Source organism: Paenibacillus liaoningensis (genome assembly GCF_059609455.1).
In genome coordinates, this window is record NZ_JCAALU010000009.1 from 81483 (window position 1) to 96248 (window position 14766).

Genomic DNA, 14766 nt, shown 5'->3' on the forward strand with positions numbered 1-14766 from the left:
GCCTAAGGGGGAATCGAAATGGACGGATCATTGACAGAACGTGTAAAGCTTACGCAAAAGAGGCTTCGGAAACGGACGATTACAGCCGTTCTTAATGAATTTGATCATAAAATCATGAGACTGGGCAGCGAGAAGCGCGAGGAAAAGTACCGCAAGATGTCGCTAAGCCCGTTTTCCTTTTTTCGCGGCAGCGCCTATTTATTTTATATGGATGTCACAAGGGAATGGTTTCCCTATCACACGCCGGCAGAGCGACCGACCTGGATTCAGGGCGATTTGCATTTCGAAAATTTCGGGGCTTTCCGCAACGAGCAGGGGACGCTTGTCTATGATGTGAATGATTTTGACGAGGGCTATTTGGGCTCGTATTTATATGATTTGCTGCGCATGTCGGTCAGCATCGCACTTGTGGGCCGCATGAAAGGCGAGTCGGAGGAAGCCCAGAAGGAGCAAATGGAAGCTTATCTGCGCGCCTATGTAAAACAAATGTGGAAATTCGTTAAGGGCAAGGATGATCCGGCTTCGTTCACGATGGATGAAGGGCGGGCAAGCGGCAAGGTCAGGAAGCTGCTTCGCAAGCTGCAGAAGCGCCAGGAGCAGCATTTTTTGGAAAAGGTTACGGCGCTCGTTCAGGAGCATCGCAAGTTCGCCCATACGGAAGAAATCGTCGCTCCAACGGAAAAAGAGCGTGCTGCGCTTCTTGAGGCTTGGCCGCAATATGTGGAAAGCCTGCATGCTGATGATGCGCAGGAGGCTGCCCATTATCACATTAAAGATATAGCGGTTAAGCATGGCTCTGGAACAGCCTCGATCGGGCTGGACCGTTTTTATGTACTGATTGAAGCGGGCAGCAGCGAGCAAGGGCACGAGGATGATATTGTGCTGGAAGTGAAAGAGGTGCGCGTTGCGGTTCCGGCTTATTTTCTGCCCTATGATGATTCGTTCTGGACAGCGTTTGAGCATCAGGGCAAACGCGTGACGATGACCCAGCAGGCGATGCACCATGAGGCTGATCCGTATCTCGGTCACCTGACGATTGGCAACAGGCAGTTTTATGTGCGTGAGCGCTCCCCTTATAAGAAGCGGCTCAAGCTCGAATCGCTGGAGACCGCTGAGGATATGCGAATCGTGACAGAGACGATGGGCAAGCTGACCGCGAAGCTGCATGCCCGTGCAGATCGGGATGTGCAAAGCGGCGTTCTGGATTATCACAGCGAGCAGGCAATCGTTAAAGCGATGGGCAGTGACGAAGAGGCCTTTAGCCGCTTCATTGCAGAGTGGGCGATGTCCTATGCGGATCAAGTGGAGCAGGATTATGGGCTGTTTGTAGATTGGCTGGGCAATAAGTCCAATGCGGACTAGCGGATAGTGTGCTCCGCAACAGCTGCCAAGCGTGGAGGCAGACGGGAAAACAGGTTGGAAGACAGAAAAATAAACCTACTAATAGGAGTGTGCATTCATGTCTATTTACACTTATCAAGCGGATACGATAACAGGAAAGACGGTTAGCCTGGAGGATTATAAAGGCAAGGTTGTTATTATTGCTAATACGGCAAGCAAATGCGGCTTTACGCCACAATATGCTGATTTGCAAAAGCTTTATGAGCAGTACAAGGATCAAGGTCTGGAAATACTCGGATTCCCGAGCAATCAATTTGGCGAGCAGGAGCCGGGCGAAAACTCGGATGTACAAAGCTTTTGCCAGCTGAACTACGGCGTAACCTTCCCGCTGTTCGCGAAGACGGATGTGCGTGATGAAACAGCACACCCGCTATTCAACTATTTGACGGCAGAGGCGCCGTTTAACGGGTTTGATACAACGGAAGCAAGCGGCAAAATGCTAAGCGCATTTTTGACCGAAAAGCTGCCGCATTTTATGGATGGAGACTCGATCAAATGGAACTTCACCAAGTTCCTCATTGACCGTGAAGGCCGTGTCGTCAAGCGTTTCGAATCGACCGAGGAGCCGCTCAGCATGAAGGAAGATATTGAGAAGCTGCTATAAAAATGCTGCAATAAAAAAAGGAAGCGGCCTTCGTCCTAAGTTTCATCGGACGGAGGTCGCTTCCTTATTAAAGCCAGGGAAAGACCTCTGAAAAGGTTTTATATCGTCAATGATTTGGAGCTAGGCTGCCCGTGTCATTCTCCCTTTGATATCCCTCGCTCCTCCCAGCGAACAAGCCGGGGGTTCGCATCAAGAATCGAGGCATAGTGGGCAAGGCTGCGCCATTTGCCATCCGGGTCAAGCTGCATATGCCGCTCATATTTGCGAAGGCGCTCCTCCGCGCATCCTGCCCAGCCGAAATGCTTGATGCGCAGTTCGGTCTGCGCTCCGGGAAGCGCGCAGCAGGTAAGCGGAAGACGAGGCGCATGCTGCGCCCATTGCGGGTAGGCATAATGGTAGCCTGGCAAGTAGCGAGCGAGCGCCACCGTCGGACGTTGATGCAAATTCCACAAGGCATCCTCCCGGTAATGCGTTGCTGAGCCCCAGAAATCATACTTTCGAAAAGCAAACCAGTCGTACTCGCCCTGATTAATCAGGCTCCGCATCTCAGCCTTGGCAGCATCCTCATAAAATTCGTCCGCATCGACCGCAAGCAGCTAATCCGGCTCGGTTTCTTCGGCTGCGCGCCAGAGCATTTGGCGCAGCCGCCATTCGCAGCCGAACAACCGCTCCTCGTTTTCTACCAGCTTCACGACTTTGCGGCTGGCGCTGCATATCGCGACGGTTGCATCGGTGCTGGCATCGTCCACAATGACAATTTCATCGACGAAGCTGGACAGGTCGGCAAGCAGCGTCTCCAAATAACGGCCTTCCTCATTGCGTACCTGCATGATAGCGGTGAGCTTATTGCCTGATATTTTGCGCGGAATACGAAATGGCTCCAAGCCGCTCATGGCTGAACCTCCCTGCCGTGATGGTGCGCCTGCTCCATTACGATGCTATCGAGCTTGGCGAGTTCAATGATGCTGCTAAGTGCTTTGTTGTTAGTCTCCGCCGCGATAAGGCAGCTGTGAATCGCTTCATGGCGCTTGCCCTGCAGCAGCAGCAGCACCGTGCTGGTCATCAGTTGAAACTGCTCGCGTTCAGCTATGCTGCCGAGCGGTTCCTTCGCCAGCAGCAGGTAGGCACATTCCAGTCTGCCGCTTTGCAAATAAAGCTCCGCAAGCAGCCTGCGGGCTTCCGGCTCGGCTTGCTGTGGCTCAAGCAGGGCAATCGCGGAGCGATAATCATCGTTGAGCCGGTACAGCAGCGCCTTGGCTAATAGGCGCTTGCCACCATCCAGCCATCGGAGCAGCCGCTCGCCCTGCCGCTGCTCCTCTTCGGTGAGCGCAGTATACAGATAGGTGCGCACCGCATCATCCGTCAATCCCAGCTCGAGCTGCATGGCGGAACGAAACCGATAAATATGCTGCAGCGCCTGCTCGCGCCCATCCAGCACTGCTTGCTCGAAGGCGGCGAGCAGCTCGCTCTGCGCTCGCAAGCTTTCGCCGATCAAGTAACGGTATAACGCATGGGAAAAAAGCTGATCCGCCAGCCGCTCTTTTCCTGCAGCAGACGGGCCAGCCGCACGCGTCTTGTCGGCTTGCTCCTCATGCCAAATCGCGCGGTAGCGCTGCTGCAGCCGTATGAGCGTCTTCGAGGCATAGCCGTCCAAATGCCATTCAATCGCTTGTCTCGCCAGCAGATCGGACGTTTCGTCGGTGCCATCAAGCAGAAAAACATCGTCACGGCAAAAGGCCTGCTCCAAATAATATGCCTCCGTATAGGCAATGACGAGCGTCGCCCGCGCGCACAGCCAACTGCGGTAGGAGCGCCATCGCTCTTCTTCCTGGGGCTCTGAATCGGGAAAGTAGGCAATCAGGCAACGCGTTGCCAGCGGTGCTGCAATATGCGTCCAGCAAGGATGGAGCACTAGCGCGCAAGTGCTGTCCCAATCCAGCTCAGGCAGACGAGCGAGCGATAGGGGAGCAATTGCTGAGTTGATTGCCCAGTCAGGGAGCGCATCCTCGGCGACCATGTAGATTTGGCGCTGCTTTCCGAGCTTAGCCAGCCAATCGCGCTCCGCCGCCGGGAACGCTCCAAAACGGCTGTAGGGAAAAATAACGATCGGCTTCCCAGTCATGATGTCTTCACCATCCGTTCAGGTTGCCCCAGCCTCTGGCAGCGCACGCCGTGCCGCGAGCAACTACATGATTAATAGAACCTATGAAAACAAAGGTTGATCACATGCCATCTATTTTATTAACCAGTCGGATGATCTTATAATTTTGCGGGATTTTGTGTATTATAGAAAGATATCTATTTTTCGTGGGAAAGGTTGGTCACAATGGAAAACAACGTGGACACAAAGCTGTCATCCTCTAACTTTATAAAAAATATTGTGAGCGAAGATTTGAAGACCGGCCATGTCCAGGAAATCGTGACGCGCTTTCCGCCGGAGCCGAATGGCTATTTGCATATTGGACATGCGAAGTCGATTTGTCTGAATTTTGAGCTGGCTGACGATTTCAAAGGCAGAACGAATCTGCGCTTTGACGATACGAACCCGGTCAAGGAAGATACCGAATACGTCGATTCGATTCAAGAGGACGTGAAGTGGCTGGGCTTTGATTGGGACGAGCTTCGTTTTGCCTCGGACTATTTCGAAGAGCTTTACAATCGGGCGGTGCTGCTCATTAACAAAGGCAAAGCATACGTATGCGACTTGTCCGCCGAGCAAATTCGCGAGACTCGTGGAACGCTGACGCAGCCGGGACAAAACAGCCCTTACCGTGAGCGCAGCGCAGAAGAAAATCTCGATCTGTTTGCCCGTATGCGTGCCGGAGAATTTCCTGACGGCTCCAAGGTGCTGAGAGCAAAGATCGATATGGCTTCGCCGAATATTAATCTGCGTGATCCGGTGCTGTACCGTATCGCTCATGCCCACCATCACCGGACTGGCGATGCGTGGTGCATTTATCCGATGTACGATTATGCGCATCCGATCAGCGATGCGATTGAAGGCATTACCCATTCCATCTGTACGCTGGAGTTCGCCGATCACCGCCCGCTCTATGATTGGGCGGTCGCTGAATGCGAGATGCCGGCGGTGCCTCGTCAATACGAGTTCGCTCGTCTGAACGTTACTAATACCGTGATGAGCAAAAGAAAGCTGAAGCAGCTTGTGGATGAGGAAGTTGTAACTGGCTGGGATGATCCGCGCATGCCGACGATTAGCGGTCTGCGCCGCAAAGGCTTTACAGCGGAAGCGATTCGCGCCTTCTGCCGCGAAATCGGGGTTGCCAAGGCGAACAGCACGGTCGATGAGCGGATGCTGGAGCATTTTATCCGCGAGGATCTTAAGCTTAAGGCGCTTCGTACGATGGCTGTATTGCGACCGCTCAAAGTCGTCATTACGAACTATCCAGAAGGCCAAACCGAGCTGCTGGATGCAGAAAATAACGCCGAGAACGAAGAAATGGGCATGCGCCAAATTCCGTTTGGCCGCGAGATTTATATTGAGCAGGACGATTTTATGGAAAATCCGCCAAATAAATATTTCCGCCTGTTCCCTGGCAATGAGGTGCGTTTGAAGCATGCATATTTCATTACTTGCCAAGAGGTTGTGAAAAATGAAGCCGGCGACGTTATTGAGCTTCGCTGCACATACGATCCGGCAACGAAAAGCGGCTCGGGCTTTAACGCCCGCAAGGTGAAGGGAACCATTCACTGGGTTGAAGCGTCGCAGGCGGTGCCTGCGGACTTCCGCTTGTTCGAGCCTCTGATTACGAATGAAGCAGAAGAGGATGGCAAGCCATTCCTTGAATGCATCAACCCGAACAATCTGGAGCTGCTTCAAGGCTTCGTAGAGCCGAACATGAAGGATGCCGAAGGACAGGCGAAGTTCCAGTTTTTCCGCCACGGCTATTTCAATGTGGATCCGAAGGATACGACGCCGGAGAAGCTTGTTTTCAACCGCATCGTTTCGCTGAAAAGCTCTTTCGATCCAGCGAAAGCATAATAACAGCGGTCGAGCAATAGGATAAGCCGTGAATGCCTGCCTTATGGGTGGTGTTCGCGGCTTTTTGCTTTTTTTGAGCCGCAAGCAGGAATTTGTCACTTTTTGGTGAATTTTACCTAGTGGCTGCTGCGAAAAAAAGAAAGCACAAAAACATAACTAGGAGCTGAAATGATGAAAAAATTGGAAATTAAAGGGATAGGTACGGTCAGTGCTTTTAAAGCGACGGCGTATATGATGATTATTCCTTCTGTGCTGTTATTTTTACTCGGTATTATTTTTACATTGATAGGAGTAGTCGCTCAAGAGCCTACCTTACTGGCAATAGGAGTTCCGTATATACTGATGCCGGTTTTTCTAATCGGAATTTATGGTGCAATTAGTATGTTGGTTGCTCTTTTGTACGGCGTATTGGCCAAGAAATTCGGCGGCTTGGAGCTGATCGTCGAAGAGAAGACAGAGCTGGATTTAACGAAGGGGCCAGCAGGAAACGGCTATGCGCCGGGGCCGCAGTCCAATTTTAGCCCGTCCAGCAGCCCAATTAACAGCCCGTTCAACTCTGGAAGCGCGAACCCGCAATCCAATATGACGCCGCCTCCACTGCCCAATCTGCCTACAGGCCCTGATCAAAACAACAATACGTAGGTGCCGTTTGGATTCATTGCCTCTATTCGAAATAGGAGTCCGGAAATAGTTTCAACCATGAAATCCTTCTGATCTGCAAGAAGGATTTTGTTTTGTTCTCTTAGATGCTGGGTGTCCAGTTCAACCAATAAACGAAATAGGGGGATTACATTTGGATACAACGATCGTAAGAGAAGCACAGCGAGTGGCAGCTTTGGCGGCGAGGGAGGCGGGAGCGCTGCTGAAAAAGCTTTTTGAAAAGCTGGATTCCAGTGCCTTTCAGCATAAAGACGAATCTGGCGACTTGGTGACCGAAGCCGACCACAGGGCGGAAGCGATCATTTTGGGCAAAATTAAGCAGGCGTTTCCGGGACATCAAGTGATTTCGGAGGAGGCGGGGGACAACCGCTTGGCCAGTGACTGGCTGTGGTTGGTTGATCCGTTGGATGGGACGAATAATTTCGCGGTCGGGATGCCGTTATTTGCCGTATCCATTACGCTCATGTATCAGCGCGAAGCGGTTATGGCGGTCATTTATGAGCCGCTGACGGACCGCTTGTATGAGGCGGTGGCAAGCGGCGGCTTTCGCTGCAATGGGCGAATCATTCGAATGGGCGAGCCGCGTCCCTTCAAGAGAGCGACGGTCGGCTGGATTCAAGGGCATAAAGTACAGCAGGAGCAGCGGGCAGTAAGGCTGCGCCAGCATATTGATGCAAACACGAAGCGAATGATGCGGCTGTGGGCGCCTACCTTGCAATGGAGCATGCTGGCGAAGGGCGATTTGGATGCGATTATTTTGTACAACTCGGAGGGCGAGGATCTTTATTCGGGGATGCTTATGGTGCGCGAGGCTGGCGGCGTCATTACCGATTATGATGGCAGGCCATTCGCGGGCATGAGCAGTGAGCCATACCTCATTGCATGCCATCCGCAGCATTTGCCTTTTTTTCGCGGGCTTGTGCATAATGGTCTTGTTGGGAAGTAAGCGAAGCTGATTTACGAAACCGCTAGACCAAGCTGGCAGCAGCAGGAGGTTTACGAAATGAATCTATCTATTCAAGCAGGGTTAATAGGGCTTTGTATTGGGGATGCATTAGGCGTTCCTGTGGAGTTTTGCAATCGAAAGGCACTAGAGAAAGCACCTTTAACGGACATGGTCGGTTATGGCTCGCATCAGCAGCCGCCGGGCACTTGGTCGGATGATGCTTCCTTGACCTTATGTCTGGTGGAGAGCCTTGCTTATTGCAAAAGCGTAGAGGTGCATGATATTGCGAGCCGCTTCGTGGAATGGAAGCGGGGCGAGCGCTGGACGCCGCATGGCGAGGTATTTGATATTGGCATAGCGACTAGCGAGGCGATCGACCGTCTTGCGCGTGGGGCAGAGCCTGAGTTGGCGGGCGGCAGCGGCGAATACAGCAATGGCAACGGTTCATTGATGCGTATTTTGCCGATGGCCTATTGGATGCTTGATGCTGGCATAGAGGAACGGTCGGCTGCGGTTGGCAGGGTTTCATCGCTAACCCACAGGCATCCTATATCGATTATGGCCTGTGTCTATTACACGGAGTATGCCGTGCAATTGTTGAAGGGCCACAGCCCGCAGGAGAGTTATGCGGCAACGAATCGGACAATCCAGCTGTTTTATGCGGGCCACAGCGATCTGGATCGTTTTGAACGTCTGCTTAGTGGGCAGCTGGCAAGCCTGAAGGAGGACAGCATTGCTTCGTCAGGCTATGTCATGCACACGCTGGAAGCCAGCATCTGGAGCCTGCTGACGACCGACAGCTTTGATGCAGCGGTACTTCGCGCTATTAACTTGGGCGAGGATACGGACACGACAGGTGCGGTAACAGGCGGTCTTGCGGGCATCTATTATGGTCTGTCGTCCATTCCCTCGCATTGGCTGGAGCAGCTTGCGCGAGCGGATGAGCTATTTCAGCTATGCGACAGCTTTAACGAAGGGCTTGCAGAGCCGAAGCGATAGGGCTATTTGGGGCTGGCTAGGCTTCCCCCGCCCCAAATATAAATAACCGCCGCCGATTTCCTTAGCTCTACCTAGGGGGCGGCGGTTTTGCGTATCAATGGCTCGTTGCTTTAGTAAAGCGATTGCGCGGCAGCGGCAGGTTAAAATGCTCCCGCAGGGTAGCGCCTTCATATTCAGTGCGGAAAAGGCCGCGCTGCTGCAAAATCGGCACGACAAGGTCGACAAACAGCTCCAGCCCATCCGGCAGCAGCGGAGCCATGAGCATAAAGCCGTCAGCCGCCTGCTCGGCGAACCATTCCTCCAAAGTGTCCACGATTTTCTCGGCGGTGCCGACGAGATGATCCCCGCTGAACGAGCCTGTGAGAAAGGAATACACCTCGCGCAGCGTCGGGTTTTCCCTTGCAATAACTGGCTGGTGCTTGAGGTAGTCCGTTTTGTTCAGCTTAATGCGGTCGAGCCCGACCTCGCGAGCGCGTGATTCCAGCGTATAGCCAGAGAAATCGATTGCCTGAAAATAATCCGCCAGAAAGCCGATGCCCTGCTCCTCTGTAATCAACGCTTCAAGCTCCTTAAGCTTCGCCCGCGCTTCCTCCTCGGTATCGCCAATAATCGGCGATATGCCTTGCAAAATATATATATCCTCAGGTGCGCGCCCCCATTTAGCAGCTTTCCCTTTAAACGATTGATAGAATGCCTGTGCTTCCTCCTTGCTGTGCTTGATAGAGAAGATGACTTCCGCCGTTCGCGAGGCGAAGTCCTGCCCGGCCTCAGAGCTTCCGGCCTGCACGAGCACAGGATGCCCCTGCCGCGAGCGGCTAATATTTAGCGGCCCTTCCACCGAGAAAAACTCGCCTTGATGCTGAAGCCGATGCAGCTTCTCCTTGTGGAAAAACTGCCCTGATTTCTTGTCGCGGACGAAGGCATCGTCCTCCCAAGAATCCCATAACCCTTGCACAACCTCGAGAAATTCCTCCGCCCGCTTGTAGCGAAGACTATGCTCGAAATGCTCATCCCGACCAAAATTGCGCGCCGTATTCCCTGACAGATCCCTTGTAGTTACGATGTTCCAGCCAACCCGCCCCTTGCTGATCTGATCGGCAGACAGAAGCAGCCGAGCCAAATTGAACGGCTCAATATAAGAGGTTGAGGCGGTGGCGACTACGCCGATATGCGTCGTGGCGCATGCTAAAGCTGTAATCAGTGTGATCGGCTCGAACCGGTTTAGTATGTTTGGATGAGACTGCTCATTAATCGCCAGGCTGTCCGCGATAAAAGCGATGTCGAATTTCCCGCGCTCAGCGGTTTGGGCGAGCTTCCGGTAATAGTCGATATCGATGCTGGCATCCGGCTGTGCATAGGGATGGCGCCAGCCCGCCACATGCATGCCTGTGCCAACCAAATAAGCAGATAATTTTATTTGCCGGCTTTTTCCCGCAGTTTGTTGGGACATGTCAAGCTCCTCCTTGATAAATATGTATAATATAAGTGAACAGGGTGGAATAGTTTGCTTTAATTTATCACCTTCATTTTCTAGCGTCAATCCCGATTATTGCCAAAAAAAGAAGTTGACACCGCCGGGCAATTGCTTTAAATTTATAAATCAAATAGGAATAGTTGGTTTTTGGGCGATCAGCCCATAACTAGTTGACCAGAACACTGGAAACTAAACTCTCCACCGAGCAGATTGAACGGTGCTGAAGTTTGGTTTTTTTTATTTAAATATAGGAAAGTATATGATTTCGCCATACTTTCTCTATATTTCTCGGACTGAAACGCGCCGCGCCGCCAAAGGACGGTGACAGGTGACAGCCGTTTCACCTTATCAGGGAGGAGAGGAGTTTTTCTGCATGATCGTCATAAAGGATTTGCACAAAACCTATACAAGCGGAAGCAGCACGATTACCGCCTTGAATGACATTAATCTGACGATTGATAAGGGGGATATATTCGGCATTATCGGCTTTAGCGGGGCAGGCAAATCATCATTGATCCGCTGTCTGAACCGGCTCGAGGAGCCTGATTCGGGCTCGATCGAAATTGGCGGCAAGGTGCTGACGGATCTGTCTGGCAAGGAGCTGCGGCTGGCCAGGCGGAAGATTGGAATGATTTTTCAACAGTTTAATTTGCTGGATTCACAAAATGTGTTTCAAAATGTCGCGTTTCCGCTTCAAGTGGCCGGTTATCCAAAGCCGTTCATTCGAGAGCGCGTGCGGGAGATGCTGGAGCTGGTCGGGCTGACCGACAAGGAGCATATGTATCCGTCCCAGCTCAGCGGCGGCCAGAAGCAGCGGGTGGGCATTGCCCGGGCGCTTGTGAATGAGCCGGATGTGCTGCTCAGCGATGAGGCGACCTCGGCGCTTGATCCGCAGACGACCTACTCCATTTTGGAGCTGCTCCAGGATATTAACCGCAAGCTGAAGCTGACTATCGTCTTAATTACACACGAGCTGGATGTGCTTCAGCATATTTGCCGCCATATGGCGGTCATCGAGCATGGCTCTATCGTCGAGACAGGGACGGTCGACAAGCTGTTTATGAACCCCGTCAGCTACACCGCCCGGCGTTTCGTCAGCATCATCGATTATTATCGTGACAAACGGTCGATCATGGAGGGGCTGGGAGCAGGAATATGAGAGATGATCTGTTCGAGCTGCTATGGGAGGGACTGCTGGAGACGCTGTATATGGTTGCTTGGTCTTCGGTATTTGCTTTAATCATTGGCATTTTGCTAGGCATTACGCTAGTCGTCAGCGAGAAGGGCGGCATTTTGGAGGCGCCGATCATCAATAAAATCATTGGGACGGCGATTAATGGCGTGCGCTCGCTGCCCTTTATTATTTTAATCGTGCTGCTGCTGCCGTTGTCCCGGCTAATTGTAGGCACCTCGCTTGGCCCGACAGCAGCCATCGTCGCTTTATCGATTGGGGCCTCGCCGTTTCTAGGCCGCATTATTGAAAACTCCTTAAAGGAGGTGAGCGCGGGCAAAATAGAAGCGGCCAAAGCGATGGGAGCGACGCCGCTAACCATTATATTCCGCGTGCTGATTCCCGAAGCGCTTCCGGCGCTTGTGCGGGGAATGACCATCGCCGTCATTGCGATTACGGAATTTACAGCGGTAGCAGGAGCGATTGGCGCAGGGGGACTTGGCAGTCTGGCGATCCGCTTCGGCTATCAGCGGTTCCGCGAAGATATTTTAATTGCGACTGTTATCGTCATTATTTTGTTAGTGCAGGCGATTCAGCTGTCAGGCGATAGCGTAGCTAAAGCGATTTTGAAAAAGCGTCATCTAGGGTAGCTATAGCGGCCCTCAAACCTAAATAGAGAAAGCAGGAGTATAACCATGAAAACAACGAAATGGACCTTTATATCCGCCCTTATTCTGATGTTCAGCCTTATCATCTCAGGCTGCGGCACCGCAGCAAATAATGCCCCGGCAAGCTCGCCGGAAGCGAGCGCAGCTGCAAGCCCTGCCGAGCAAACCCAGTCGCCGGAAGCTTCTGCTTCGGCAGCCCCGCAAGAGGCAGTAACGCTTAAAGTAGGCGCTGCTCCAGTGCCGCATGCTGAGATATTGGAGTTCGTTAAGCCGTTGCTGAAGGAGCAGGGCGTTAATTTGGAAGTCGTTGTGCTCGATGATGAAGGCCAGCTCAATCCGGCGCTGTTTGAGAAGCAGATCGATGCGAACTACTTCCAGCACGTTCCGTATCTGGACTCGATTAAAGGGGAGAAGGGGTATGATTTTGCGGTAACCGCGAAGGTGCATGTCGAGCCGATTGGCTTTTATTCCGAGAAGCTGAAAGCGAAGGGTGACATTGCGGATGGCGCAACGATTGCGATTCCGAACAACCCATCGAATGAATACAGGGCGCTGGTGCTGCTCGAGCAGCAAGGGCTGATCAAGCTGAAGGAAGGCTTGGAAAATACGTACGAGGCAACGCCGAAGGACATCGTAGACAATCCTAAAAATCTCAAGTTTGAGGAAGTGGATTCTGCAACTTTGCCAAGGGTATTGCCTGACGTAGATGGCGCCATTATCAACACGAACCTGGTTTTGGAGGCGGGCATTGATCCGAACAATGCGCTGTTCCGCGAGGATGCAGAATCGCCTTACGCCAACATTATCGTCGTCCGCAGCGGGGATGAGAACCGCGAAGAAATTAAGAAGCTGGATGCGGTGCTCGTGTCGCCCGAGGTGAAAAAGTTCATTCAGGACAAATACGGCGTGGCGGTTGTGCCAGCTTTTTAAAAATAAAAGAGGCCAAACGGCAAGATAAGCTCGGCGAACCCTTGAAAAGTATGTTCCGTACCGCTGCTGCGGGAAAGAACATGCTTTTTTATTTAAACCAGCCCTTCTCCTTAAAACGGGTAATCGCCTCAATTCGATTGCTCACGCCCAGCTTATCCAAAATGACCGAAATATAATTGCGCACGGTGCCATTGGTCAAATAAAGCTGGTCGGCGATTTCCTTCGTATTTTTGCCGTCGGCGATGAGGCCGAGAACTTCCTTCTCCCGTTCGGTGAGCGGGTTTTCCTGCCCGTAGGCGTCGTCCACCAGCTCGGGCGCATAAATGCGGCGGCCTGTCATGACGCTGCGTATGGAGCTCGCCAGCTCCTCGCTAGGGCTGTCCTTGAGCAAATAGCCGCACACGCCGGCCTTGAGCGCACGGTCGAAATAGCCGCTTCTGGCGAAGGTGGTCAAAATGATGACCTTACAGCCTAACTGGCGCATTTCTTCCGCTGCCTCCAGCCCGCTCTTGACCGGCATTTCAATGTCCATAATGCAAATGTCCGGCTTGTGAAGCTGGACGAGCGTGATCGCTTCTTCACCGTTGCCAGCTTTGCCAACCACGGTCATATCATCCTCCAGATCAAGCAGGGAAGCAAGTGCCCCCAGCAGCATCCGCTGGTCTTCGGCGATAACAATTCTGATCATAGCGTGGGCTCCTTTTCCGGCTTCTGGACGACATTGGGCGCTTTAATGACGAGCATCGTGCCGTCTCCGCAAATAATGTCCAGGCTGCCATTAATAAACTCCAGTCTTTCCTTCATGCCCCTAAGGCCATTTCCCCGGTAATAGCTGCGCGACTCCTTGCCGCCTGTAGCAATGCCCGTGCCATTATCCTGAACGCGGACAATGAGCTCTGTGCGGGTCGGTTCAATCTCGACCAGGCACTTGGTGGCGGAGCTGTGCTTGACGATATTAGTAACAGCTTCCTTGAGGCACATGCTGACGACATTTTCGGCAAGCAGTGAAGTGTCGGTATGCGCCGGATCGCCTTCTACCAGAAGCTGAATATCGGCAGCCTTCAAAATTTGCTTTACCCGAAAAAGCTCATCCTCAAGCCGTGTTCCACGCATTTCGGTGACAAGCTCCCGCACTTCCTTGAGCGCGGTGCGCGCCGTTTGGCGCACATCATCGATTTCCTCCTGCGCCTTGGCGGGGTTTTTCTGCATCAGCTTGCCCGCTAGATCGCTTTTCAGCCCTATAAGCGACAGCTTCTGTCCAATCGTATCATGCAGGTCGCGGGCGATCCGCTGCCGCTCCTCCAGCTTGACGAGCTCTGAAATCCGCTTGTTGGCATGCTCAAGCTCCCCTTCGAGCTTGTCCCGCTTGTTGCGGTTGTACGTATTGACCGGAAGCAGAATAACGCCGATCAAGCTAATGAGCACGAAGGGGAACTGGGCGAGAAAGACCGGATTTTGCACAGCCAGCCCAAAGTTGATGCTCAGGAAGGTCGTGACGATATGAATGGAATACAGCGTAAAGAAGCCGATGCGGTTCTGGATATTGCCGATAAAATAAGCGAGAAAAATCGAGAAATACACATAACCGAACATGAGCGTCATCGCAATGGAAATAATAATTTGGATGCTGGTCCAGAAATAAACCTGCCAGCCCTTGGATACGAAGGAAAGCATATAACAGATGAAAAATAAAACGATCATCACAATGCCGGACGTCGCTTGGTAGGGCGATGAGTTGCGGAAAATAAAGTAGAAGGGCAGGATGTAGAAAACGACCCAAACATAAGGGCTGATTCCCGTATTTTTATGAAAAATATGATGCCATTTTTGCATATGCGTCCCGCCTTTTTAAATCGCTGTTGCAGCAATGAGAGCTGCTTTGAAGCTATTTTAACATAAAAGAGGCTCGCGCA

At 52.3% G+C, this 14766-nt stretch carries 15 protein-coding genes; 9 read left to right on the plus strand and 6 right to left on the minus strand.

Going from position 1 to position 14766, the window contains the following annotated elements:
* Positions 1–18 precede the first annotated feature (18 nt).
* Both AC6B99_RS14805 and AC6B99_RS14810 read left to right on the plus strand, forming a co-directional pair.
* Positions 19–1362: a DUF2252 family protein gene (locus AC6B99_RS14805; protein ID WP_494881036.1), complete on the plus strand. Its 1344-nt coding sequence runs from the start codon at positions 19–21 to the stop codon at positions 1360–1362.
* Positions 1363–1459: 97 nt separating this feature from the next.
* Positions 1460–2005 carry a glutathione peroxidase gene (locus AC6B99_RS14810; protein WP_056036666.1) on the plus strand — a complete coding sequence of 182 codons (546 nt, stop codon included), beginning with the start codon at positions 1460–1462 and terminating at the stop codon, positions 2003–2005.
* A 134-nt stretch (positions 2006–2139) separates the two neighbouring features.
* Here the strand turns inward: AC6B99_RS14810 and AC6B99_RS14815 are convergent, their stop codons facing one another.
* From AC6B99_RS14815 to AC6B99_RS14825, 3 genes are read right to left on the minus strand one after another with little or no spacing between them, the layout of a single operon-like run.
* A complete protein-coding gene (locus tag AC6B99_RS14815; RefSeq protein ID WP_494881038.1) occupies positions 2140–2550 on the minus strand; it encodes a hypothetical protein in 411 nt (136 codons plus the stop codon).
* A gap of 51 nt (positions 2551–2601) precedes the next feature.
* Positions 2602–2898, minus strand: coding sequence for a glycosyltransferase (locus AC6B99_RS14820; RefSeq protein ID WP_494861029.1), 297 nt, complete (start codon positions 2896–2898; stop codon positions 2602–2604).
* Positions 2895–4127: a hypothetical protein gene (locus AC6B99_RS14825; RefSeq protein WP_496663623.1), complete on the minus strand. Its 1233-nt coding sequence runs from the start codon at positions 4125–4127 to the stop codon at positions 2895–2897. The genes AC6B99_RS14820 and AC6B99_RS14825 overlap by 4 nt, the downstream gene beginning before the upstream one ends.
* Before the next feature lie 204 nt (positions 4128–4331).
* On the opposite strand from AC6B99_RS14825, the gene AC6B99_RS14830 reads away from it, so the two are divergent.
* The 4 genes from AC6B99_RS14830 to AC6B99_RS14845 all read left to right on the plus strand — a co-directional run bounded on the left by AC6B99_RS14830 (position 4332) and on the right by AC6B99_RS14845 (position 8610).
* Complete coding sequence (locus tag AC6B99_RS14830) at positions 4332–6005, plus strand: glutamine--tRNA ligase/YqeY domain fusion protein (protein WP_494861024.1); 1674 nt, start codon at positions 4332–4334, stop codon at positions 6003–6005.
* A 168-nt stretch (positions 6006–6173) separates the two neighbouring features.
* Positions 6174–6647 (plus strand): hypothetical protein, encoded by a 474-nt coding sequence (locus AC6B99_RS14835; protein ID WP_496663624.1) that lies wholly within the window; start codon positions 6174–6176, stop codon positions 6645–6647.
* A gap of 151 nt (positions 6648–6798) precedes the next feature.
* Positions 6799–7611 carry an inositol monophosphatase family protein gene (locus AC6B99_RS14840; RefSeq protein WP_494881045.1) on the plus strand — a complete coding sequence of 271 codons (813 nt, stop codon included), beginning with the start codon at positions 6799–6801 and terminating at the stop codon, positions 7609–7611.
* Positions 7612–7668: 57 nt separating this feature from the next.
* Entirely contained in the window at positions 7669–8610 is a 942-nt protein-coding gene (locus AC6B99_RS14845; protein ID WP_496663625.1) for an ADP-ribosylglycohydrolase family protein, read from the plus strand.
* Between the two features lie 94 nt (positions 8611–8704).
* On the opposite strand, the gene AC6B99_RS14850 is transcribed toward AC6B99_RS14845, so the two are convergent.
* On the minus strand, positions 8705–10060 hold the full coding sequence (locus tag AC6B99_RS14850; RefSeq protein WP_496663626.1) for an LLM class flavin-dependent oxidoreductase: 1356 nt from the start codon (positions 10058–10060) through the stop codon (positions 8705–8707).
* A gap of 397 nt (positions 10061–10457) precedes the next feature.
* Between AC6B99_RS14850 and AC6B99_RS14855 the strand changes: the two genes are divergently transcribed.
* The 3 genes from AC6B99_RS14855 to AC6B99_RS14865 are packed head-to-tail and all read left to right on the plus strand — an operon-like array spanning position 10458 to position 12853.
* Positions 10458–11243, plus strand: a complete 786-nt coding sequence (locus AC6B99_RS14855) for a methionine ABC transporter ATP-binding protein (protein WP_056036678.1) — start codon at positions 10458–10460, stop codon at positions 11241–11243.
* Positions 11240–11905, plus strand: a complete 666-nt coding sequence (locus tag AC6B99_RS14860) for a methionine ABC transporter permease (RefSeq protein ID WP_056036680.1) — start codon at positions 11240–11242, stop codon at positions 11903–11905. The genes AC6B99_RS14855 and AC6B99_RS14860 overlap by 4 nt, the downstream gene beginning before the upstream one ends.
* A 45-nt stretch (positions 11906–11950) precedes the next feature.
* Positions 11951–12853, plus strand: coding sequence for a MetQ/NlpA family ABC transporter substrate-binding protein (locus tag AC6B99_RS14865; RefSeq protein WP_496663627.1), 903 nt, complete (start codon positions 11951–11953; stop codon positions 12851–12853).
* 88 nt (positions 12854–12941) lie between these two features.
* On the opposite strand, the gene AC6B99_RS14870 is transcribed toward AC6B99_RS14865, so the two are convergent.
* Together AC6B99_RS14870 and AC6B99_RS14875 are read right to left on the minus strand one after the other, a co-directional pair.
* Positions 12942–13541, minus strand: coding sequence for a response regulator transcription factor (locus tag AC6B99_RS14870; protein ID WP_056036682.1), 600 nt, complete (start codon positions 13539–13541; stop codon positions 12942–12944).
* On the minus strand, positions 13538–14686 hold the full coding sequence (locus AC6B99_RS14875) for a sensor histidine kinase (RefSeq protein ID WP_056036684.1): 1149 nt from the start codon (positions 14684–14686) through the stop codon (positions 13538–13540). The genes AC6B99_RS14870 and AC6B99_RS14875 overlap by 4 nt, the downstream gene beginning before the upstream one ends.
* Between the last annotated feature and the right edge of the window lie 80 nt (positions 14687–14766).